We start from the raw sequence: 24,769 nt of genomic DNA on the forward strand, positions 1-24,769 counted from the left end.
CGGCCAAAAACAAAATTGGCCGACTCTCAGAGAGAATCAGCCAATTGGGTCGTCCTGTTCGTTTTTATAAGATTGTCTGGTACTTTTCCCACTACTGAACGTGCTTTTCACTCCCTTAACGATACATTCCGATTAGTCTTCAAATTTGACGGTCGACATGGCCCAGGCCCGTTCGTCGAAGGGTGGCCGATACACATCATCCGTGGATACCGCATTGGGTTCCGCCGGCGTAGTCCGCGGATTGGCGGGCGCTTTAAGGAGTTGCTGCCATTCGTTCTCCAGTTGCTTAATGGGTTCTGACATGGACGTTCCGTCAAAACCATCTATAGGTAGTTGAGTGAGGTGTTCATGATCGATAAGTTCGGCCCGTATAATTTTTTTACCTTTCACGGAAAGCGAACTCATTACATCCAAAGCAAACTCCAGGCTAGCAAACCACCAGGAAAAGTCCCGAATCTGGCCTAATTCATCAATTACGGTAAATGATAGAAACATACAAGTCAGCTAGTTTAATGCGCACAAAAATTACAGATAGTCCGTCCAATACAAACTTTATTTACTAATTGGTAACATATAATTTTCACATCAAAGTTATTATGAATTTATTGGTCAGATTTCAACAAAATTCTGTCATAACTACTCAAAAAATAGCAAATATTGGGCCATAGACGACGAAACAAGTATTATCAAATTGAGTTACTCGTAACAAAGTATGAATTTTTGTTACCAATCCAAAATTTTTAAAAACAGTAATTAGGCTATACCTCGGTCGTTTACGACTAGCTTGTTTGCGTACATACCTCTGTACTAGCACATACAATCGTAATTCAACTGCCGATGTGCAACCGGAATCGCCTTTTCCGAGTTTTGAGGTTGGGTAATCTGGCATTTGTCAGATGCCCCTCAGCGGACATCACGATTACACGAAACTTGAAAAGAGTATGGAAATTGGCATAGATAGTTTTGCCTCGAACCTGCTGGAGAATGGTACCAGTACCACCATCAGCGGCAGAGAAGCAATTAGTCAGTTGCTTGACCGCATTGATCTGGCCGATCAGATTGGGCTGGACGTGTTCGGTATTGGCGAGCATCATCGGCCGGAATATCTTGATTCCGCTCCGGTCGTTATTCTGGCCGCAGCCGCAGCCCGAACCAGGCGTATTCGATTAACCAGCGCGGTAACGGTACTCAGCGCAGCCGACCCGGTGCGGGTCTTTCAGGAATTTTCAACGCTCGATCTTATTTCGCAGGGCCGGGCAGAAATGGTGGTAGGCCGGGGTTCTTCCATCGAGGCATTTCCCCTGTTCGGGTTTGACCTCAACGATTACGATGCGCTGTTTGCGGAAAAGCTTGATCTGTTGCTCACTGTTCGAGACAATGAGCATGTCCGCTGGTCCGGCAACTTCCGCCCCGCCCTCACAGGCCAGGGAATTTACCCCAGACCAATGCAAAGCCCCCTGCCTATCTGGCTGGGCGTGGGAGGCACCCCCGCTTCGTTTGTGCGGGCCGGCACGCTGGGCCTGCCGCTTATGGTCGCCATCATTGGGGGAGATACCCACCGTTTCCGGCCCCTTGTGGATTTATACCGGGAAGCGGGTCGGCGGGCGGGCCATTCACCAGAGCAGTTACAGGTAGGGCTGCATTCGCTGGGCTACGTAGCAGAAACCACCCAGAGAGCCGCCGATGAAGCTTATCCAGGTTACGCCCGTACGTTCAACAAACGCTCACAGGAGCGTGGTGGATCGCCCGTAACCCGTGCCCAGTTCGATGCCCAGCTTGGTCCGTTGGGCGCCTTGCTGATTGGCAACCCCGAAGACGTTGCTGCGAAGATACAGCGGCATAGCCAGGCGCTGGGCGGTATATCGAGGGTAACGTTTCAACTGGATGTGACGGCCTTACCACACGACAGAATTATGCAGACAATCGAGTTGCTCGGCACGCGCGTGGCTCCACTGCTGCGTTGAGTATTGGCAAAACAAGACTTCAACGCTCGGGTGGGAAACCGGAAAGAAGCTGCGGGCTGGCAGTCCGGTGCCCCACCAGAGAGGTTTTAGTCTACTTTCGGGCAAAGCAATACCATCGCGTTATCGTTTGATAGCAACTGAATCCGGACCGCTTTGCAGTCGACTCTAGCTGGTTTGATTCGGTCATGGCGAGACGACACGAAACGCCACCGCCTGAGCGGCCCGACAGCCTGAGATTTGCTTATTCGTTTTTCAGGTAATGAACCGGATTGGAACGAGCCGCTTTTAGCGCCTGATGTACGACGGTTAGAGCGGTGATCAGGGCGGTTATGGTAAGCGTACCCGCCAGCAGCCACCCATTTATAGATATTCGATAGGTATACTGCTGTAACCACCCAGACAGCAGCCAGACGCCCAGCGGGGCTGCTACCAGAAAACTCAGACCCAATGATTTGCCGAATTCACGGCCTAACAGCCACAGAAGCTGTTCCGTCCGAGCGCCCAGTACACGACGAACGCCAATTTCTTTCGCTTTGGCTTCGCTCAGGAACGTAACCAGCCCGTACAAACCCAGGCAACCCAGCCCGATGGCAACTAACGCGAAGAACTGCATAAGTCCCGCCAGCAACCGTTCAATTTTCATAAAACTTTGCATCAGATCAGACACGTCTTCCGCATGATAGACCTGATCGGGGAGTACTTTGTCCCAGACCTGCTGAATGCCCAAACGGGTCTGATCGTTGGACGTTGGGGCTAACTGAATCATCGCCACCCGGCTGTGCGGAATGTCGTGGATAAGCGTGACAGGGAGAATAGGCTGGTGCAAATCGCCACTGCGAAAATCCCGTACGACTCCGACAATGATCCGATCCGCATTGTTTACCCGAATTGGTTTTCCCAGCACGGCCGCTGGCGAGGAAACGCCCAGCCGCTTCACCATCGTTTCGTTCACCAGAACATCCTGTCCAGTCGTGTCGGTGGTTCGAACGTTTCGACCCGCCACCAACGACATACCGAAAACCGACAGGTAGTACGCATCAATTGCCCGTAACCGCGTCTCAAATGCTTCGGGCTCGGTGGCCTTGTGGTAGCTGAACGAACTGGGGCGGTCATAGGGGGACGCGGGTATGTCACTGCCGAAAGTTACTTGTTCGACACCCGGAATTTGACGCCACTGTTCCCCGAGGGTCGAAAGAGGAGCAGGACTCTGCTGAGGTAGAAAAACGGCTACGATCGATTCATAGTGAAAACCCCAGGAGGCTTGCTGCATATGCCGAATCTGCGCGGTAATGACCAGCACACTCAGGATAAAAAACTGCATCAACACGAATTGGCCCCAAACCAGCCCCTGTCGAACCGTTAGTCTCCCTTTCAGTCGCGTTGTGAGTTGGCTAGTCAAGGCGCTAATTGGGTTGAAACGAGCGAGAACGAACGCTGGGTACAGACCTGAGAGCAGAATAACCCCGACGAGCAGGCTTATAAACCAGCCTATGGCCCGGGGCTGAACCACATCTATGATGGAGAGTTTGGGCTGTAGCATACTGACGTTAGCGGCCAGGGTCTGATTGACAAACGGCAAACTCAGTTGCGTAAACAGAAGTGCAACAAACATCGACAGGATGACCAGTATGGCCGTTTCCAGCATGAACTGGGCGATAAGCTGCCCCTGCGTGCTGCCCATCACTTTGCGAACCCCGACTTCCCGCGCTCGTTTGAGCGCCCGGGCAGTGGCCAGATTGATAAAGTTGATACAACCCGCCATTACCAGAAGTATGCCTACGCCAATGAGTGCATAGAGAATAGGCCGGGGAGCCATACCACTACGCTCATGATTGAGTTCAGCCAGCGGCAGCATCTGATACTCAAAATGGGCAACCTCCTTGGGAGATAGGTACTTCCGCCGGATAATGGGCAAACTTTGCCGGAGCCGGTTGGGATCGGTTCCGTCCCGCAACTGGACAAAGCACATCGCTTGCAGGCCTTGCCAATCGGCCAGGGCGGTGGGTCCTTCGAGCACCGGAATGGTGGCGTAGGAAACAAACGCATCGAAGCGCATCTGGGTGTTGGCCGGCGGGTCTTTCACAATACCCGTAACCGTCAGGTCTACTTTGTTATCTAACCGTAGGGTTCGCCCCATGGCGGGTGCCGCATCGAAGTACTTACGGGCGTAACGTTCACTGAGCACAATCGTATTGGGAGCCGCCAGGGCTGTTTTGGGGTTACCAAGCACCCACTCCACGCCGAATATGCCAAAGTACTGAGGCTCGGTGAAGCAGACGTTACGGGCTTCGGCAAACTTTTTGACCCAGCCGCCTTTTCCGTTCGAGACGCTCAGAGCGCGGCCAAAAAAGGTCTCCAGACGAACCGCACTTTCCACAAACGCGTAGTCGCGCCGGAGCACCTGGGCCAGCGGACGGGGGGCAGCATCTGTGGGCATTGTTCGTTCCCCTCTGACGTCAGTAACAAGCCAATACGTCCGATTCAAGTGCGGGTGGTAGCGGTCAAAGCTGAACATGTAATTGACCACCAGAAAAATGATCAGGCCACTGGTCAAGCCAACGGCCAGCCCTATCAGGCTAATTAAGTTGATATGCCAGTACTGCCGCAGGTGGCGCTTAGCCACGGTGAGTAAATGAATAACCATGGGAAACGTAATAAGATGAGCTCGTTTTCAGATAGGACTAACTGGAACAAAAATATATAAGAAAATTATATATACAAATAATAGTACTATAATGGTTTATCCCGGAAACGCTTTCGTACTTTTCAGTTGTTTTCATCTGGCGCTTTCACTCCTGCCATCTGACTTAAATTTTCACGACACATAGTAAACCAAATTGACTATCCTTGCGTTTTGCGACTATCATTGTCTACTGATACGTTCATGCAAGCTGCCCTTCCTGTCAGCTCACCCGCCATTCCAACCGGGTTGGTTCGAGTGATTATTGTCGTTACGGCCATCTCGGCCGCCGTTATGGAGCTTATCGATGTTACCATCGTCAACGTAGCGCTCAATGAAATTGCCGGTGCCTTAGGCGCTACCATCGAAGATGTTGCCTGGGTCGTCACGTCCTACGCCATCGCCAACGTCATTATCATTCCCATGACGGGTTTTCTGGCCGATTATTTTGGGCGCAAAAAGTATTACGTGGCGTCGATTATTCTCTTCACAATTGCTTCCTATTTCTGCGCCAGCTCAACGAGTTTGTGGCAGCTGGTCTTCTGGCGGTTTATCCAGGGTATGGGGGGCGGTGCCTTGCTGTCTACCTCGCAGGGCATTATCTTCGACGCTTTCCCACCGGCTAAACGAGGGGTAGCTTCCGGTATTTTTGGTATGGGAATCATCCTGGGGCCAACGCTGGGGCCGTTTTTGGGGGGTGTCATTGTGGATAACTACCATTGGTCGTACATTTTTTACGTTAACGTACCCATTGGGATCATAGCCACCATTCTTACCTTGCTTTACATCGCTAAGAAACCCGGCGAAGGCACCCGCAAAAGCCAGATCAAGATTGATTATGCAGGCATATTACTGTTAAGTATCGGGGTTGGATCGTTGCAATACGTGCTGGAGAAAGGCCAATCCGACGACTGGTTTGAGTCGCGCACCATTGTGATCCTGACCATAACGGCCATCGGCGGCCTGGCAGGCTTCATCTGGCGGCAACTGACGACCGACCACCCGGTTGTCAACTTACGCGTTTTGGGCAAGGGGACGCTGGGGGTAACCACTATTTTCAGCTTTGTGGCCGGTCTGGGGCTCTTTACGTCCGTCTTCGTTTATCCCGTGCTGGTGCAGCGTATCAACGGGTTCACGCCCACCATGACGGGGCTTTCCCTGCTCTGGCCTACTCTGGTGGGTATCCCCCTGTTTCCCCTGATTGGCAAACGACTTTCGACGGGCGCATCTCCCCTGCCCTTTATCATCACGGGCATGTGCATTTTTGTGGTATTCGGTTTTTATAGCGGCACCCTGAACGGACAGGCCAACCAGTGGGACTTTTTCTGGGCGCAGATGATGCGCGTCTTCGCCGTAACAATGCTTCAATTGCCACTTATTAATCAGGCCGTTGCCGGCTTGCCACCCCAGGACTTCCCGTCGGCTATCGCTCTCAACAACATGATTCGGCAATTGGGTGGAGCCTTCGGCATTGCCCTGGCCAACACGTTTGTCACCCGGGATTATGCCCAGCACCGCTACGACCTGGTCAGCAACCTTGACCCCTCTAACCCACTGCTCACGGAGCGGCTTAACCTGTTGGGTGGGGCGAGCCAGCGGGCGTACAAAATTCTTGACCTGACGGTAGATCGACAGGCTTACCTGCTGGCGTATCTGGACACGTTCCGGCTCGTGGGTATTTTCTTTCTGATCATTCTACCCCTGGTTTACTTTCTGCGCACGAAAAAGAAATCAGCAGCGGAGATAGCCCTGGCCGCCAAGGCCATGTCGGAAGCTCACTAAGGCCGGAAAACAGCTCATTCTGGTACCCCGCTACCTGTTTAGATTGATTCGTTGGTTGTTTTCCTATACATTGGTCGGTGCCCGTTGATCAATCCCTACTTAATACAAACTATGCAACGAATAGTCTATTTTTCGCTACTTCTGCTACTGGCCGGAGCTTGTCAGCGCGTTTCGGTTCCGACAACCAAACGCGTAATCCTGACGGGAGTTGACCCGTCTAAAAAACCAGGCGATGATTTTTTCACGTACGCCAATGGCATTTGGAACGACACGGTCCAGATACCGGCCAGTCAAACCGGCGTAGGGTCTTACTCTTTTTTGAACTATCCCCAGCGCATCCGGCTCCAGGCGATTCTGGACAGCGTTTCGACACGCCAGCATTCAGCCGGGAGCATCGAACAAAAGGTAGGCGACTTTTATGCCTCAGGTATGGATACGGCCGCCATCAACAAACGCGGCTATGAGCCGATTAAACCGCTGCTCGCCCGCATTGATGCGGTGACGGATATTCCTTCGTTAGTAAAACTAGTGGCTGACGAACAAAAAACAGGCAACAATTCCATTATTGGTTTTTATGTTGGGCCCGATGACAAACAGAGTACGGTCAACATTGCGCAGTTTTCTCAAACCGGCATTGGCTTACCCGAACGGGCGTATTATTTTAAAACGGATTCTTCAACCATCTCCCTTCAGAAAGCCTACAAAACCTACCTGACCCGCTTATTTGAACTGATCGGCACAGAACCCTCCGCGGCAAAGAAGAACGCAACCATTGCCTACGACATTGAAAAGCAACTGGCTGAATCTCACCGTACCAATATTGAGCTCAGGGACGTAAAGACAAACTATAATAAGTTGTCAGTCAGAGACTTGTCAAAAAAGCAGCCTACCCTGAACTGGCCCACGTTATTAACCGATCTGGGCGTGAAAACAGATTCCGTTAATGTAGGTCAACCGGCTTATTATGACAAGTTGAACACCATGCTGGCTTCCGTTCCCATCCAGAACTGGACCGTTTATTTAAAAGCCCAAGCACTGACCAACTATGCTGATTTTTTAAGTCAACCGTTTGCCGATGCGTCTTTTGCCTATGCAAAAACCCTGACCGGACAAGCCGTCAAGAAAACGCGGGCGGAAGAAATGACACAAGCCGTCGACAGATCCCTGGGCGATGCGTTAGCCCAATTGTACGTAAAAAAATACTTTCCTGAAACAGCCAGAAAACGAATAGCGGCCCTGGTCGACAATCTAAAGACCGCCTTCGAAGCCCGCATCAATAAACTGGACTGGATGAGCGATTCCACGAAGGCAAAGGCCAAAGAAAAACTGTATGCCTTCAATCAGAAAATTGGCTACCCCGATAAATGGCGGGATTACTCGACGGTGGCCGTAAGCAGGGGCGGTTATTTTGAAAACCGGCTGGCAGCGACTAAAAACGAGTATAGCTACAACCTGGCAAAAGTAGGCCAGCGGGTCGACCGGGCAGAATGGCATACTACCCCACCCACGGTGACAGCGTACAACAATCCTCCGCTGAATGAAATCGTTTTTCCGGCGGGCATACTACAGTCTCCTTACTTCGACATAAACGCCGATGATGCCCTCAATTACGGCGGTATCGGCATGGTAATCGGTCACGAAATAACCCACTCGTTCGATGATCAGGGGGCTCAGTATGATAAGGACGGCAACGTGACCAACTGGTGGACCAAAGCAGACTATGCCAAGTTCAAAGCCAGAACCCAGCAGGTCATCAACCAGTACGATTCGTTCACCGTACTGGATTCGGTACACGTCAAAGGAGCCTTAACAGTAGGCGAAAACACCGCCGATATTGCCGGGGTAGCCATTGCGTATGACGCCTTCAAGTTAACCGAGCAAGGAAAAAGTCTGGAAAAACTAGATGGATTTACCCCCGATCAACGGTTCTTTATTTCGATAGCCAGAATCTGGCGGGTAAAAACCCGGAATGCGTACATGGGCATGTACGTAAACACCAATCCGCACTCTCCAGCCAAGTGGCGGGTAAACGGCCCGTTGATGAACTTCACGCCCTTTTACAACGCCTTCAGTGTGCAGCCCGGCGACAAAATGTATAAACCTGAACCGAAAAGGATAACCGTCTGGTAACGTTCCGGACAAAGCATTCGTACTCGCCCGACCCCGCATCGATAAAAAGAAGCGACACTCCAAGCCCCGCCATCACGACGGGGCTTACTTTTTTTTAACGGGTTTTAGGTGATTGGGCCATTTACTCAGGATTGACAAATCATCCGTAGCGTCGCGCCACTAAGTAAATATTAAGCTACATCATTAACATTTAGTTTACTATTGCATGCCTTTTAAGTCCTTACCAATCATGAATGAACTAGTCTATTCTCTATCATTAGTCGGTCTCCTATTCGAAACTGGCTTTGCCCAGTGCAACCAGGTTGTTAGACACGCCGAAAAACAAGGGAACAGAGTCGTTATCAAAAGTACGAGTGCTGGCTCTATCTGGACAGAGCCTGTTCAATACAAACAGGTGACAGAAAAGGGCGTAACTCAATTCTACATACACCTGTACGCCTTGGGTGGCTCTTTAACCGATCAACAGGGAGCATCCATCTTTTTTAAGGATGGAACCGTATTAGAGTGGCCCGAAACCAAAGTGAGGGCGACTTTCGGAGAAACAGCCCCCATGAATCAATGTAAGATCAAGCTGACAGAAAGTGAAATAGAGCAGTTTCAGGAAAAGAAAATCAGCAGCATCAAATTAGCTGGTCAGGAACGATCGCTCACGACTGCGCAGTCACAACGGGCGCAGGACATCATCAATTGTGTCATTTATGCCAACTACTGCGATATCAAGTCAGACAAGTTAATCAACCAATGATAAACCGGCTAGCCAGCAATTCTACGCCGATAGTTCTCCGTCAATCCTGGTAAAATGCGTTGTTGTCATTTCTGTTTTACTTAAGCGAATCTTAGTCATGCGTACGCTCATCAACACCTGCATCATTTACTACTTCGCAATCGGTTATCGACTGCTGCAACTGCTCGATCCAAACGCGGATGATAGGTAGCAGGCAATTAGTTGACGACGTTAACCTCCTTCATTAAGCTGCACGTCGGGGCAGTGGCTTCTCGGATAGTATTACCTGCCAATCGCCCTTTTCCCCGGCTTCCAGGAAATCCTCACGGCTTTGGCAGCCCAGTTCAGCAGTCATACATGTTGGTCTTGAGCCCTTCTCGCCGACGAACTCCGGCCATTGACGGTTCGCCCTGTAGACCTTCGGAACCAATCTTCTCTTCGACCGTATATTGCCGCCGGGTCTAATCCGCGTCGGTGTCCTTTTGTCCCAGGCGGTATAGTAATCTCCATTATTCTACTCCAAATCGTTTTTTCCATCAACTATTTGTATTTAAAAATCATTGTTTAGTAAGTTTACAGACTTTGTTGGTTTGAAACGAATAACGGTATGGCTGATAAAAGCCCGTTTACCCATTCCGTTTGCTTACCCGCACTTAACTTGAAAACGTGTGGCCTGATTCTGAAAGAAGAACGGTCATCGGTGTTGACATACTGGCAGAACTAAATCGGCAACCAGTCAACGCACTTACTTAGTCAATAAAAACACGCACGGCTATTTTTTCATGCAGCCGTGAACGATACCAAAATGGAATTATTTGTACGATATGATCTGGAACGTCTGACAAAATACGCTTCCCTAACTCAAAATTCAGCCCGCATACGAACCCATATAACGACGCATTATGCGTGCTTACAGTTTGTCGATGTCAATTATTTCAACTATTGCATTTGTCTGGTTGCCGAACAGATTCCACAGATCGTTCAGGAAACGAAAGCTTTCTACCAGCATATACCTTATAGGCTCTTAATTGAAGATACTGGCGACTCAGCATCCATCCACCCCTTTCTGAAGCAGCAGGGGTACGTCTGCAAGGGTCAGCAGGTTCTGTTGCACGCACCCGATACGCTCCGTCAGGTAGACAAACCCGATGTGTTAACCGAATTGGAACTCGTGTCTCCTTCAACATTACACTCCTTCACCCAGGACTACCTGACTGGCTTCGAATCCGATCGAACCGACGCCGAATCAGTATCGGTCAACTTTGGGCAATTATTAACGTCCCCGGCTATTCGACTGTACCGGGTTATTGTCAATCGGCAACCCGTAGGTGTTGCCGCGCTTTATCAGGAAGGTGACCACTTCCTGTTGGCTGGCGGGGCCATTCTCCCCCCCTACCGACATCAGGGCTACCATACCGGTGCTTTAATCAGCCGTCTGCAGTATTGTTGGCAACACCAGCCAAAAAGTATTTCAGCCTGGGCTTACCAGGATAGTATCAGTTATCAGAACATGTGCCACTTGGGTCTGGCTCCTCTCAAAAGCTACTGGATTTATGAGCACAGGATTTCGTGATCGCTGGTATCAGTTAAGTGAACAATTTGCCCAGCAGGAAGCGATCTGTCATACGAGTCGGCGGGTAACCTACGGGCAACTGGCTGCACAGGCCAACATGTACGCACGCCGGCTAACTGACTTAGACCTCATTCATACGTGTATCCCGGTGCTGGTCGACAGCCCTATCGATCATATAGCCGCCCTGTTGGGTATCCTCCTGTCGGGTAATTACTACTATTCAGTTCATCCAGACCGGGCACCCACGATCAACCAGATTCTGAAAAGCGTAGGTGCGCGGGCACTGATTGCTACCGCAGATTTAGTTGATCCAGAGCTATTACCGGACTCACAGTGGCTCATTCAGCCCGATACGCTTCAGCCAGTCCGATCTTACCAGGCCACGCAGGTTATTGAACCGACAACCGCTTTCTGCCTGTTCACAACCTCGGGAACCACGGGCGAACCCAAACAGGTCATTCATTCCCACCAGAGTGTACTGACCGACACCGATCGTCAGATTGCGGATAACCAGGTTGGCCCAGCGGATCGCATCGATTTATTATTCTCGCTCGAATTTAGCGCGTCTTTAGCGTGTGTTTTTCCCGCTTTGCTGACGGGGGCTACGCTGGTTATTCATAACCTTAGGAAAGAAGGGGTCTTATCCCTGCCTTCTTTTTGGCAACGCGAACGAATCAGTTTCAGTACACTGGCCGTCAGTACGCTTCGGCTGTTGCTGAAAAGTCCAGTTGATTTCAAAACACTCGACCGGCTCCGGTTTTTGTCAATTGGCGCGGAGCCCGTGTATCAACGGGATGTTGAGGGGTTCCAGCAGCGATTCGGAGACCAAACCATTCTTCAGATCGCCTACGCCACCACCGAAACCCGGACCATCACGGAACACAAAATACGAACCAATACGGTCTGGACGGATACCCTCCATTCAGTCGGTAAACCCGTTAGTGGGCGAACCGTTCGCATCCGGTCGGAAGCGGGTGATTGGCTTGAGGCTGGGGAAGTGGGTGAAATCGTTGTTGTGGCCAGGGCAATTCCTCAGCAGTACGCGAATAGCCCGATTGCCAGTCAACGGTCTTACCAGATCCAGGCCAACGGACTGATAAACTACGCAACGGGCGATCTGGGCTACCTCGACGAAGCCGGTTATTTATTCTGGTGTGGCCGCACCGACTTTATGATCAAGAAAAACGGACAGAAAATTAATTTGCTTGATCTAGAACAGGGGATTGGCCGCGCCCCTGGTATGGGTGAGGTAGCCGTTGTGTGTGATCTGGCTCGACCTGATCAGCCAGTTATTCGAGCTTTTTTAGGGCCAGCCCCCCAACTGGATTTAGTTAGCCTGAAAGGTTGGGTAGCGGAACAGTTCCCTCCCTTTATGCTTCCTGATACGTATCAGTTCGTCACGGAGTTACCCCGCACCCGGACCGGCAAAATTGATCGGTTTGGTCTGCTTCGTCACTACCCGATTGCCTCGCCTGATGTTCCATCCGTCCCCCAATCCGGTACAAATCCCTTGCTGGATGCTGTCAAAAAAATATGGGCCCAGGAATTAAGATACCCGGATGCCATTGCGGACTATGACGATTTTTTTCGGGATTTAGGTGGCGACTCCCTTACCGCTGAGGCTTGTGTGGCCAGGCTCGAAGCACACATTGATCGGACCTTACCGATGCAATTGGCCTTTTCCTACTCCACGCCCCAGGCGCTGGTTTCCTTTATAACCACTCCGCCAGAAACGGGCGTTCAGTGTATTTCGTTGAATCCCCCTGTCGCCGATCGGCCCCAGGTGTATTTTATTCCCCCCCTGTCGGGCGATAAACGAATTTACCAATGGCTGGAAAGAACGCTGAGTACTCAGGCCAATTTATATTGCCTTTACTTTTCCCCTTTCACCGCAACTGGGCATCTAAGGTCGTTGGATGAGCTGTGTGATTCGATGGCTCAGGCGGTCAGTAGTACCAAAAATCACGCACCGAATCTATTGATTGGGTACTCATTCGGTGGCATTCTGGCCTACGAGTTAGCCCTGCGTCTGGATCGTCAGTTACCCCGGCATCAGCTAAGTCGCCTGGTGTTGTTGGATACCCCCGTGTACAAGCGTTACGCTTTTTCGTATGTTATCAGGCAGGATTTGAAACGAAGCTGGCACAAACTTCGGCGGGTCATTCAAGATCAGGAATCCTTTGGTTGGTCAACGAATTTCCATCAGGTATTAGCTCGGTACTCGGGTCGGTTGACGGGTTTATCGCCTGAGCGGCTTTCCACCAACTGGCAACAGAAAGTTGAGCTGGCGGCCCAGCGGTATAGTCAGCAGGTATCGGTGCAAGCTCCTGTTGAGCGGCCTATTGTGTTGTTCCGGGCTAGCGATACGTCTTTTTTCAAGCACGACGTCAAACCGGATTATACCTGGCAGGATTATACAAAAGAAGGGGTGGAAGAGCACCTGTTAGCAACGAATCACTACCACCTGCTGAATCAAGTCAACAGCGGTCAGGTTTCTCAGGTTCTCCTGGGCTTGTTAACCCAGATGATCTAGGATGAGCTATACCGGCAGGCAAATGATCGTGTTGAGCAATTTGATACTACCAAACAGTCATTCATCAACGCATTAAAGTGAGCGAAACGGCTAACTTTTCAGTTGCACTTAGCTCCACTACTCTACCCCTCGTTTAATCGACAGGCAGCGGCTATAGGGCTTACGGGATGTTACCAGTCCAGATGAGTACCACATCTACGCAAAGAATATTGGGGTTGTTTTCTTTGGTAACTGTGACCTCTTTCATCCAATGTGATACGTATCGAGTAAGTAACGGTAACCCACAAACGCAACATCAGGATGACTTTGTTTTTCTTCCAAAGAACGTACCCGTCCGAACCCGGGAAAGCAAGTAAAACAAACTTTTGGTAGTTCGTGCGGCTTGCCCCCCTGTCTCTGGATCAATCTTTATTTACGTGGGAACGTTCCGGCTGTTGCCGAAAGGACAAATACCAGAACACAGCGTCGACCGTCATGGCAAGGTCATGGGGCTTTACTCAACCTGTATTGATGGGATACTCCGTGCCCAGGTGGTTGATATAATTAGCGCCCTTCAATGACGTATCGATAACATCCATCAAAAACGTGGCCGCCAGTACGCTGAAAAGCCAGGTGCGCCGGGCGTAGTAGTAGTCCTTGAATCCCTTGTAGTCAGACAGGTCTTCCGGAAACAGCAACGCGCAGAGAAAGTAAAAGAGAATGACGTAAATGATCACGGCCATGTAGGACAGAAATGTCCATTCGGTCAGTTGACGCAACCGGTATTCCCACCACCAAAAATCAATGATCGTTAAGAATACATTGGCACCCCACACGAGATGCACCCAATAGGGTCGGCTCCGGGTAGGATGAACAATGAGTTTAGCCACTCCACGTAACAAGTGGGCGATCGTAAGGCTCAGAATAAAGCCTATAATCATCCGGATGTGGATGAATTCATTCATGAAGTAATCGTTAGCCGTGACTGCACCACCCAGTTGGTATAGTCACGTGCGTTATGCGGCTATTTTCGTCAACCGCGATGTACACAGTAGAGGCACTGTTTATTTTTTCCGAATGCCAATACGTCCTCCTTCCTGATCGTAGTATACATCAAACATGAAGAAGAAGTTAGTGCCAAAGGCCAGGTAAGCTTTTTCCGGTGTAGACGCGTTCGTAACGATGCGGTCTCTACCTGCTATCTGCCTTGTCACCTGAAACGTCGTGTCAACCAAGGGGGTTGTCTGTCCTGGCAACCCGATTCCTAACGTCACGACCGTTCCTTTGGCTAGCTTTCCATAGCTGGCCAGGTTCGGTACAAACGCCTGGGTAATCGGATTTCCCGTATCTAGGATCGCAGTTGCCTGTATCAGACGGCCATCAACGACCAATATTCCGTTGAGTCGATTATCAATCCAGCTGTTCAGCCCATTTGGCATCAGGTTCGGTCCTGGCGCTAACGAAAAGAACGTAAACCCGGTCAAATCTGAAGCCGTTGGATTCACCACGAGCTTCCCCGCCAACTGGCCGTAGCGGGGAAAATAAATCAGATAGCTGTGGTTGCCCGGTAGTTGAGCCAATGGACTAGCTATATCTGACCGTGGTCCGTGCCGCATGCCTACCCCAAATACCCCCGACAGCCCGTTAAATACCTTCTTCAGCGCAACGGAATCCATAGTCGGCGTTACCAGATTCGAGGACGAATGCGTGATGGTATCGATCAACATCATAGTTAGGAGCCCGTCCGAACTCAGTCCACCCACCGAAATGGTACCACTGGCTTCCTGTCCTTTGATGTAGGTCGTGCTGATGGCTGAGCCATATCCGTAGGTCAATCGTTTAGCGTCCAGTTTGACATTGGCCCCCTTCAGCGCTCCCTTTAGTATGCGAAGTCCGGATGAACCCGTATCGAAGATAAGATCGCTGGCCACTCCATTAACCTTTACCGATATAATTGGGGTAACGGTGTTGTACAGTGTATCGTATTTAAACCTGAGCGGAAGTTCCGTTCGATTGGCAGCGACCAACGAGCCCAGCGGTGAATCGACCTGCTCTTTGCGGGCGCTGCCCACACCCAGCAGCAGCAGCAGGGGTAATACCCAAAGATTAATGATAGACATGAGAACGACGGGTCTCGATTGCGATGTAAATGAAGAGACGGTAGGCTCCCGTTATTTTTTTCGAAAACCAATACGACCGCCTTCCTGGTCATAGTATACATCAAAAGCAAAGAAGAAATCAGTACCGAAAGACAGGAAGGCATTCGCCTGTGTGGACTCGTTAGTGTATACCAAATCGCGACCCGCTACCTGCTCCGTTACCCGGAACGTCGTGTCGATCAATGTGGTTGTCCGTCCTGGCAACCCGATTCCTAGCTTCAAGACAGTGCCTGGAGCCAATATTCCCTGACCCGTCAGGTTCGGAGCGAATGCCATTGAGGCTGGATTTCCCGTGTCCAGAATCGTGTGCGCCTGGATCAGACGTCCATCAATGATCATCATCCCGTTAAGCTGATCCGTAACCCAGCTATGGAGGCCATTCGGCAATGGAGTAGCCCCCGGAGTCAGAGAAAAAAACGTAAACCCGGTCAAATCCGAAGCGGTCGGATTGACAACGAGTTGGCCCACCGGTTGACCGAATTGAGGGAAACGAACCAGATAACTATGATTGCCCGATAGTTGCGCTAGTGGGCTGGCTATAGTAGATCCTGACGCGTATCGCATGTCAACGCCAAATAGTCCTGCCAGATTGCGAAATTCTCCCTTTACAACGACTGAATCTACCGTGGAGGTGACTCGGCTCGTCCATGAATGCGTGATGGTATCGATCAACATTAGCTGTAGAGGACCAGCTGAACTTAATTCCCCTACTGAAACTGTACCACTAGCCTGCCGCCCCTTTATGAGGGTATTGCTTTTCGAATCACCCAACCTATAGGTTACTTGTTTTGCGTCTACGTTTACGTTAGCGCCCTTCAGGGCTCCCCCCAAAATCCGAATCCCCGACGACCCCGTGTCGAACAGCAGATCGTTGTCCACGCCGTTGATCTTTACCGATATAACCGGCGTAACGGACTGTTTACTGTAAATGACCTTCAGAGGAAGTTCCGTTCGATTGCCTGTCGCTAACGGATCAAAAGGTGAATCAGCCGACTTTTTGCAGGCGCTGCTTATGCACAAAAGCAGCAGAAAGGGTACTAATCGGTAGTAGATTACAGACATAAAAAGATAGTTTTCGGATTGATAGCCAACGATATAGCGAGCCATAATCCGTAGCAGACTCATTTTTTTACAAGGTGCATTATAACCTTATTGGCCAGCGCCAAAAGCGGTCTGGCGACCAACGGCTATCGGACTAGCGAGGGGATCAAATCCATCCAGCGGCCGTCCTACGCCCCAACTATAGCCAACGAGTCGACCTTGTAGGTCAGCATAGAAGCGGAAAGTTCCTTCGCCCAGACCGGGGTAATGTTCCGTTGCTGATAGGCGCCGGGTATCGGCACTGTGAGGAGATCCCGTCGAGTCCATCACCCGAACGCTGTACTGAACGGTGTTAGCCAGTAGAATATCCGCTGATGGCATGCGTATAGGCGCGCCATCCATCAGCAAACAATGGCCGGTATCTTCTTCGTGCTGCGACCGGTCCAGAAACTTCAGGGCAATCACATCACCAGGCTGCATATCGCTGATCTGCGTGATATGGTTGAATTTGTTGCCACTCACGATAGCCTCATAATAATCGGAGGCATGGGGCCGCTTTACGCCCATCCATGTTTTGAAATACAGACTATCGACCTGGTAACTATGCTGGAAAAGGGCGTTGATAAACCCGCTGCAATCGGTGTAAGACTGGTAATCGGTTGAGGCTGTTTTCCAGGTGACAATACTGGGACTATGCTGGTAAGTCGTATTGGCCTGAGAGATGTGGGCCAGCAGATCACGGGCGTCCTGTAGATGCTGGAGCGGATTAATCACGGGCGTAGCTGGGTCCGGATGTTTGCAGCCCACCAGGGGTAAGCACAGCAGAATAAAAATCCAATAAATTTGTTTCATAAGCGGGGAGCGTCCAGTGTGATCAGCTAGCTACTGTTCGATTTTTAGTTTACTATATTTACTGTTTAATTACCAAAAGTAGTCAAATAACTTATAGATAAAACTACTTAGTATATATATTTACCGTTTATTACAAATATCAACTTAATGACGAATCGGACTGGGTTTATTACGCTGGTTATACACCACAGGTTGACAACTTCAGGCGCCACGCAGTTTCCCCTAATTGCGCTCGATGCTGGCTGATGTTGATTTAATTCTCGTCGGGCAGGGTGTGTTGCTGCCGTAATTTCACGTAGTTGGCATGGTATGCTTTGTTTCCTTTTACCCCCACGCTGACCAGCACACCGCTCATGATGGATTTGATCCAGTACCCAAACACAAATTTCGTCTGATCACGGCTGTAGAAAATGGGGGCCTCCTGCTGGTTTTTTTTGCGTAGAACGTGGCCAATCACAAAATTTTCAACGCGAATCAGCAGCGATTTCCGGGGGGCATCTGTCTTGCCCAGCAAGCGCAGTTTTAAATCTTTATAGAAAAACCGCATGGTACCCACCGATGCATAGTTGTTCCCCGCCATCCGGACCAAAACGGGCTCCAGATACCCGCCCTCCAGACCCGCAGCAGCCATAGGTTTCGTGATCTGGGTCAGTTCCGGCAGGTGCATACCCGACGTTTGGAGTAGCATACGAAAGCCTGACAGCGAATCGCCGTAAGACTCCCGATAATGCATTTGATTGATGGACAAGCCCAGCAGTTTGGTACTGGCCAGCAACGACAAACTATCCGACCACCGGGTGGGGCGGTTCGTGATGTTCTTGACTACCCCATTGATTTCCGTCAACGGAATCGTACCGACCTGATTGGTTATTTTGGATGTTTCATGATAGGTTAGCCGACTATTTATAATGCGGATCGAGTCCACACGAAACGGCAACGTAATGCCAGACAGCAACCGGGTTGGCATCCGTCTATGAGGAATTGACGCAGGTACCGGTAATCGTTTATCCCGCGACACATCGGTGTCGATACCGTCCAGAATGATGTGGTGGATGGCCATTGCGGAGTCACTGGACCATTGGTTGGTCTGGATACCAAGTAGTTGCGCTTTGCGTCCACGCATGATTATGTAGTCCTTCTGAAACGGGGATCGCTCCAGAGTCTCCTGTTTACTGGTGGCGGGACTAACCTTAAAGTTCTCGACTTCCAGTTGAGACGGGCCATGCAGCCACGTCACCTGTTCAGCCTCGGCATGGGTAGTTGCGCTCTTAACAGACGGTTTTTTGATAGTCACATTCGCGTGGTTTACCCAGGTCGTCCAGGGTATTTTTTTCTCCCCTGTCCAGTAAAAATTGGGTAAATCGACAGTACCCGTAATGCCCTGTACCCGAAATGAAAGTGGCTTCTTCGCCTGGCTGACCAAGGGCCGGGGGTGCAACTCGTCGACTACCCAACTGGCCGTGAGGTGTGCCGTCAATACAGGCTTCCCCGCCGGAGATGTCGCCAGTTTCCCATTGGCTAACTGCATGGTAGCCGACGGTACGGTCGTCGTTAGGGTTGGCATTTCCAGCGCCAGGTCAATGGGGCTGACCCGCACCGAAGCAAAGGTAACGGCCTTGTGTTTTTGAGCCCGTAAAGAAACAATCACCATGTTCATCCGCGTTTGAATGTGCGTTGAGTCAGCTCCCTTTTTGCCCGTAAACGTCACGTTTGCCTGATTGACATTCAGTTGATCGAGGCCAAGTGTAACCGGAATAGAAAATGTATTGGCAGCACCGATCGGTTGGGGACTGTTGTCGGTAATGATGGTTATCTGGGGTTGCTCCAGTTGTACGGAACTCAGCTTGATGGTCGAAAAATCAGTGGACAAAAGTGGCCCTCTGATGGCTGCTTGCGGGACCAGAAAGCGCAAGCTGCGGCCGGGACCATTATCGACGTAGGCAAGGTTGGTCAGGGTAGTGCTGTGTTGGCTGTTCAGCACCAGTTTTTCGGCTGTGATCTGCTTCCCCCCTGTTTGATTATAATAGAAATGCGTCAGTTTTCCGCCGAATTGCATCCATCGCAAGTGATGATCGTCTGTCATTAGTTTATCAACCCGGATACCTTCACCCACAAAACCCGCCAGCGTCTGGTTCGGTAGAGCCGCGTTCATTCGTATCTGCCCAATAACGAGCTGACCAATTTGAAGGCGGGGAAGGGGTTTCTCTACGACTGGGGTAGCCGCCGATGCCATCAACCCATGTGCGGAGAGGGCCGGTTTTATTGAGCTATCCGCTTTGGCATCAATGGTTACTGTACCCACCTGGAGTCGTTCGACCTGCACTGCGTTCATCTTCTGAACCATAGTCCACGACAATTTCTCCCCGCTCAGCGTTGTTCCGTTTGCAGTTTTCAAGTGGAATTTACCCAACCGATTGTACCGATTTTTCCCGTTGAAGGCATACTGACTGAGCAGTACGTTTGCGCGGGTTGTCGCTGCCCGGACCTGACCAATCGTTAATGTTGGCATAGCGTGCATCATATCGGCCAGTGAATCACTCAACAGCAGCTTTCTTAGCCGAATCGTCGTATTCAGGTTTTTCAGATCGACACGGACTGGCTTACCGACCGAAACGGCATAGTGAGCGCTCGCATCAACGACGCGAAACGTCTCTACCTGTAGCAGTTCGGCCAGCCCGTGCAGAGTCTGGTACATAGTCGGTTTAGCATGCGGAGATCCGGTTGCCGTATCGGAGCGGGGGATGAACGGTACTTTTGTCGTGCCCGAAAATGTTAAAACGGGCCGTACCAATTCGGCGTCCGTTGCGATCAGCCGTTTTCGGAGAAGATCTTCCAGGCTGATGTTTCTCAGCCGCAAAGCGGGCGCGGTAAAGGTTAGCTGACTACCCGCGACGTGGGGCGCTACCGGACCATAAGATACCCGGTTGAAAACAACGTCTTTGTTGAACAGGGCGAACGATTCGACCGCTATTTTAAACAAGCTGTCTTTTGAATAAAAGGCGATATTGTTCAGATTCAGGCGAATACTCCCGGCCGTCAGTGAATGCCGTTTACCGGGCCTGAACGAAAGGTTTTGAATGGTGAGGTTGGCTTTCTTCGTCCCGGCCCGGGATACCTTACTGGTTTGCCCGGCTACGATGACTTCACCGTCTTTTATGGCCGCGTGCCGGATCGTTATGTCGTTGAACAGGCTTTGCAGGTTTGTTCGACCGGTTGCGTACTGGTTCTTGTTGCGCTCCATAGGCAACGTTAGCACGGGTCTTACGCACACTAACGTGTCGAGTTGCAGTTTGCCCTTCTGATAAATAGCTGGCAGGTGACTCGACGTAAAAAAAAACTTATCGGCTCGCAGGCTGGTTTCACCCTGCCCGTTGGCCGCCGGTTTCCGATAAAAAACAGAGTCGATTTCAACCAACTGGGTTGTACTCGAAAAACGAAGTCCGGTAAAACTCAGGCTATTTTCACCATCCGACAATTGCCAGTGTTGCCGTCCTATAGCCAGCTCTACGTAATCAGAGCCAAATACATGCTTATCGTTATTGTCTATTTTTAAAAAGTTACGGACAATAACGGTTATATCATTCAGATGAAAGGGAACCGGATTCGTCCGTTTATAAAGCATTAGCGAGCCATGCCGGATCGTGAATGCTTTCGCGTGGAAATGATCGAGTGCCAGCTGAAGGTTTTCCAAAATCATGGCCGTATGAAAACTCGTCAGATGACGGCCCGTTTCTGGTATTCTATAATCATGAATGACAATGTCAGGATGTTCTATCGACAAGCTATCAACCGATACACGCTTGTTAATCAGCAACTCCCGCCATGAATTAATGGATAGATACGCCTTCGGAATTTTTACGTCACAATAAACTGGTATGCTGGCGGTATCCCTACGCGTTAAAACCAGCTTGTCGATCCGGATCGTTTTATCGAGCAACGAAAGCCTAATCGTTTCGCTGTCAATCACGTAGCCATCTGCGGTTTGTTTCGAAACGGCATATTTTACAATGGCCTTTGCGTTGAGAAGTAACACATAGTAACAGGCGCCAACGGCAAGCAACAGACAAGCCGCGACAATAAGCCCGATTTTTATTCCTCTTTTCAACGATATGTACATTACTTATTCTTTAAAGATCTAGCCAGTAGTTGTTGCTAAACTATGGCCCGTTAAAAAGAGAAAAAGCAGTTACTCGTTGCCATTGTATTGATTTGAACTGACCAGCCCATTATTTCTTTTTGATACCAATGCGCCCTCCTTTTTGGTCGTAGTATACGTCGAAGAAGAAGAAGAAATTAGTGCCAAATACCAGACTAGGTTCAGTCCATGTGGGCACATTGGTATGCACCAGATCTTTACCCACCACCTGACTGGTAACCCGAAACGTAGTGTCGACAAGCGCACTTGGTTGCCCCCGTTGCGCTAAGCCCATTTTTACCACACTACCTTGATCGAGTATCCCGTAATGATGCAGGTTGAAGGCGGAGATATGAGTAGTTGGCGTACCCGTATCCAATAGGGCAGGCGCTCGTACAGTTAGTCCGTTAAGTACAGCAATTCCGTTGAGCTGATCATCCGTCCAACTGGATAAGCCATTGGGCATGGGGTAATTGCCTTTGGCGAGTGGAAAGAAGGTAAACCCCGCTAGATCGGATTCGTTTGGATTAAGAATCACGCTACCCATTGGCTGACCATAAGCGGGAAAGCGAATCAAATAGCTGTTATTACCCGGCAGCTGCGCCAGCGGACTAGCCACATCCGACCCTTCCCTATTGCGCATACCAACCCCTAAAATACCCGCCAGATTACGAAAGTGGTGATTAGGTACCGTTACCGAATCCAGGGTAGATCGACCGGCATCCGTAGCGGAACGACGAATCGTATCGATGAGCATAATGTGAACCGGCGCGGTAGCCGCTAAACCGCCAACTGAAAAGGTGCCACTCGCTTGTCGTCCGTTTATCGTGATGCTTCCTCGTGAAGAGCCGTAGCCGTAAGTCAGTTGGTTCGTATTAATGGTCAGGTTGGCCCCTTTCAACGCGCCGGGTAAAATGCGCAGACCCGCAGAGCCGGTATCAAAAACAAGCTCATTGGCCACTCCGTTGACGCTCACCACAAGCGTAGGCGTGATTATTTGTTCGGCAATGTCGTACGTCAATTTAAGCGGCAATTCGGTTCGGTAATCCACCTCAACTGGTGTTGGCAAATGGTCTTTAGGGCTGGAACAGGCAGCCAAAGCCGCCACCAACAAAAGCACACACCATTTCTGGATCGCAAACGGGACATGAACTGGTCCGCAACAATAAGGCGAACCGGACGCTACCGACCCATTGGCTTTGACGTCCTGCTCACGGCTTGCCCGCGTATTAACAAGCTGATTGATTTCAGTAGATATTTGTGACATACGTATGCTTTTTTGATGGCAACCTGTCTGGCCGGTTTGGCCGACTTAGTTATCAATACGAGCGGTGGTTTGACGGATCAGGCGCATTTTTCCGTTCACGCGCTGTTTGAAGGTAGTGATGGTCCGGCTCGACTTGTTCGGGTCTACTGTTGTTTCGGTTTGTTGCAGCAGCGTCAACTGACCATCGAGGAAACCATACGTGTCTTCGCCATAATCGCAGCAATTGGCCCGCCAGGCTGAACGAATCCGCTGATTGACCCGATCTACAACAGGTGAGGTAATTTCTTCCAGAGCCGTATTACGAGTGAACCGATTGGTTTGCGGATCGTACAGCCAGACGTAGTAAGGAATGTTGGGCGCTGCCGGCATTAACTGGCGGATTCGCAGGTCATTGTAGCCATCAAAGTTCATGTCTTCTACCACCAGGGCACTACTTAGTTGCTGGCAGTCCTGGTCATTCTCTTCAGGCTTGATGCGTTGACGCAACTGGTTGTTTGCTCTGTCGAGAATAGCGATGGCGGACACCAAACACGACCTTAGATCCCCCTGCCCCTGAGAAGCGATGTGAACCTGGTACGTAAACCGACTATCCGATGACCGGATGAGCGAATCTGCGGGCTGCCCATACGCCGTCGACAGTAGCGCTTTTAGCCCGAGCAGAACCCCTGTCATGAGCCATTTTGGCTGGGTCATACCCATTCGGTTCAGACTAATGTGAATATTCGGCAAGTTCGTTGAGTGTCTAACCAGTGGATGAATCATGCTCGCAAAATTTGTCAGGCAGACGGCAAAATTGAGCGTAGATAAAGCGGGCGGCAACCCAACCTCCGTAACCAGACGAAGGCTCTGCTCGCAACGTTATTTACTTACCCCAAAAAACGACTGACGACCAACTGCGATTGGATTTTCCTGAGGATTGAACCCTGCGTTGGGCTTTAACTCACTCCAGCTATACGCCACCAGTTTACCCTGCTGGTCGGCATAAAGCCGGAACGTTCCTTTCCCCAAACCGGTATATTTATCAGTAGCCGATAGGTGACGGGTGTCGCTGGTGCCGTGCGGATCTTCCGTTGAATCAATCACACGCACACTATACTGGGTTGTATTGGGGAGCTGAATATCTTTAGCCGTCATCAGTTTGGGCAACTCATCGACCAGCAGGCAATGCCCTGTGTTTTCATCGTGTTTACCCGAATCTACGTACTTCAGTGTGATCAGATCACCAGGCTGAATATCACTCACGTTTTTGATGTGTACAAAACCGTGATTAGCCACAACCGCGTCATAGTAGGTGTACGCGTGCGGGCGGTATGATCCCATCCATGTTTTGAAATAGAGACTATCGACCTGGTAACTATGCTGGAAGAGGGCGTTGATAAACCCGCTGCAATCGGTGTAAGACTGGTAATCGGTTGTAGGCGTCTTCCAGGTGACAATACTAAGGCCGTGCTGGTAAGTCGTGTTGGCTTGCGAGATGTGCGAAACCAGATCACGAGCATCCTGCAGATGCTGAAGTGGATCGACGGTAGGCGCAACTGGGTCAGGCTTGTTACAGCTAAACAAGGGCAGATAGAGCACAACGAGAGTCCAATAGAGATACTTCATGTAAATAGTAATTTTATGTTATAAGCGATGTTACTTTTAAAGATTATGAAAACTTACTAGTTTATTATTAGTACATATATATATATATTATGATTAACTAATTAATATTTTTGTATACTAAATCTATGTAATTAATCCATCTAGACTGAACACAGAAGGCACATTTTATGTAGCTAACAGCGCTTACCAAGCTGAAGAGGAGAGCGACCTTGACCGGAAGCCGCCGGTCATGAATCCACAGCGGTGGTGGAACGACTTTTCATAACGTACTAGCGCCGTCAACCAACGTGAGCTGGTCTGCTTTGTAGGCTTGCCCGGCTAGTGGTGAAATCGACCAATGGCTTA

Annotated in this window: 16 protein-coding genes; 6 read left to right on the top strand and 10 right to left on the bottom strand. The window is 50.2% G+C overall.

Annotated features, from left to right (window positions below; genetic code table 11):
- Positions 1 to 132: 132 nt before the first annotated feature.
- Positions 133 to 495, bottom strand: a complete 363-nt coding sequence (locus ACYU87_RS18415; RefSeq protein ID WP_461135548.1) for a hypothetical protein — start codon at positions 493 to 495, stop codon at positions 133 to 135.
- Between the two features lie 446 nt (positions 496 to 941).
- Between ACYU87_RS18415 and ACYU87_RS18420 the strand changes: the two genes are divergently transcribed.
- Positions 942 to 1,964, top strand: coding sequence for an LLM class flavin-dependent oxidoreductase (locus tag ACYU87_RS18420; protein ID WP_461135549.1), 1,023 nt, complete (start codon positions 942 to 944; stop codon positions 1,962 to 1,964).
- A gap of 241 nt (positions 1,965 to 2,205) precedes the next feature.
- Here the strand turns inward: ACYU87_RS18420 and ACYU87_RS18425 are convergent, their stop codons facing one another.
- The gene (locus ACYU87_RS18425; RefSeq protein WP_461135550.1) at positions 2,206 to 4,608 is read right to left on the bottom strand and encodes an ABC transporter permease; all 2,403 of its coding nucleotides are present in this window, start codon (positions 4,606 to 4,608) and stop codon (positions 2,206 to 2,208) included.
- Between the two features lie 240 nt (positions 4,609 to 4,848).
- Between ACYU87_RS18425 and ACYU87_RS18430 the strand changes: the two genes are divergently transcribed.
- From ACYU87_RS18430 to ACYU87_RS18450, 5 genes are all read left to right on the top strand, one after another.
- Positions 4,849 to 6,426, top strand: a complete 1,578-nt coding sequence (locus ACYU87_RS18430; protein WP_461135551.1) for a DHA2 family efflux MFS transporter permease subunit — start codon at positions 4,849 to 4,851, stop codon at positions 6,424 to 6,426.
- A gap of 111 nt (positions 6,427 to 6,537) precedes the next feature.
- Positions 6,538 to 8,556, top strand: a complete 2,019-nt coding sequence (locus ACYU87_RS18435; protein WP_461135552.1) for a M13 family metallopeptidase — start codon at positions 6,538 to 6,540, stop codon at positions 8,554 to 8,556.
- Between the two features lie 229 nt (positions 8,557 to 8,785).
- Complete coding sequence (locus ACYU87_RS18440; RefSeq protein WP_461135553.1) at positions 8,786 to 9,301, top strand: hypothetical protein; 516 nt, start codon at positions 8,786 to 8,788, stop codon at positions 9,299 to 9,301.
- Between the two features lie 784 nt (positions 9,302 to 10,085).
- Entirely contained in the window at positions 10,086 to 10,853 is a 768-nt protein-coding gene (locus tag ACYU87_RS18445) for a hypothetical protein (RefSeq protein ID WP_461135554.1), read from the top strand.
- Positions 10,834 to 13,386, top strand: coding sequence for an AMP-binding protein (locus ACYU87_RS18450; protein WP_461135555.1), 2,553 nt, complete (start codon positions 10,834 to 10,836; stop codon positions 13,384 to 13,386). Before ACYU87_RS18445 ends, ACYU87_RS18450 begins: the two co-directional genes overlap by 20 nt.
- A 497-nt stretch (positions 13,387 to 13,883) precedes the next feature.
- Here the strand turns inward: ACYU87_RS18450 and ACYU87_RS18455 are convergent, their stop codons facing one another.
- The 8 genes from ACYU87_RS18455 to ACYU87_RS18490 form a co-directional block, all read right to left on the bottom strand.
- Entirely contained in the window at positions 13,884 to 14,330 is a 447-nt protein-coding gene (locus ACYU87_RS18455; RefSeq protein ID WP_461135556.1) for a hypothetical protein, read from the bottom strand.
- Between the two features lie 99 nt (positions 14,331 to 14,429).
- Positions 14,430 to 15,485: a hypothetical protein gene (locus tag ACYU87_RS18460; protein ID WP_461135557.1), complete on the bottom strand. Its 1,056-nt coding sequence runs from the start codon at positions 15,483 to 15,485 to the stop codon at positions 14,430 to 14,432.
- 51 nt (positions 15,486 to 15,536) lie between these two features.
- Positions 15,537 to 16,586 carry a hypothetical protein gene (locus ACYU87_RS18465; protein ID WP_461135558.1) on the bottom strand — a complete coding sequence of 350 codons (1,050 nt, stop codon included), beginning with the start codon at positions 16,584 to 16,586 and terminating at the stop codon, positions 15,537 to 15,539.
- A gap of 87 nt (positions 16,587 to 16,673) precedes the next feature.
- Positions 16,674 to 17,417 (bottom strand): hypothetical protein, encoded by a 744-nt coding sequence (locus ACYU87_RS18470; RefSeq protein ID WP_461135559.1) that lies wholly within the window; start codon positions 17,415 to 17,417, stop codon positions 16,674 to 16,676.
- 253 nt (positions 17,418 to 17,670) lie between these two features.
- Positions 17,671 to 21,534, bottom strand: a complete 3,864-nt coding sequence (locus ACYU87_RS18475) for a hypothetical protein (RefSeq protein WP_461135560.1) — start codon at positions 21,532 to 21,534, stop codon at positions 17,671 to 17,673.
- Positions 21,535 to 21,643: 109 nt separating this feature from the next.
- Positions 21,644 to 22,819, bottom strand: a complete 1,176-nt coding sequence (locus tag ACYU87_RS18480; RefSeq protein ID WP_461135561.1) for a hypothetical protein — start codon at positions 22,817 to 22,819, stop codon at positions 21,644 to 21,646.
- Between the two features lie 45 nt (positions 22,820 to 22,864).
- Complete coding sequence (locus ACYU87_RS18485) at positions 22,865 to 23,581, bottom strand: XAC2610-related protein (protein WP_461135562.1); 717 nt, start codon at positions 23,579 to 23,581, stop codon at positions 22,865 to 22,867.
- 96 nt (positions 23,582 to 23,677) lie between these two features.
- Entirely contained in the window at positions 23,678 to 24,424 is a 747-nt protein-coding gene (locus ACYU87_RS18490) for a hypothetical protein (RefSeq protein WP_461135563.1), read from the bottom strand.
- Positions 24,425 to 24,769: the final 345 nt, after the last annotated feature.

The sequence above is a fragment of the Spirosoma lituiforme genome, assembly GCF_054776635.1.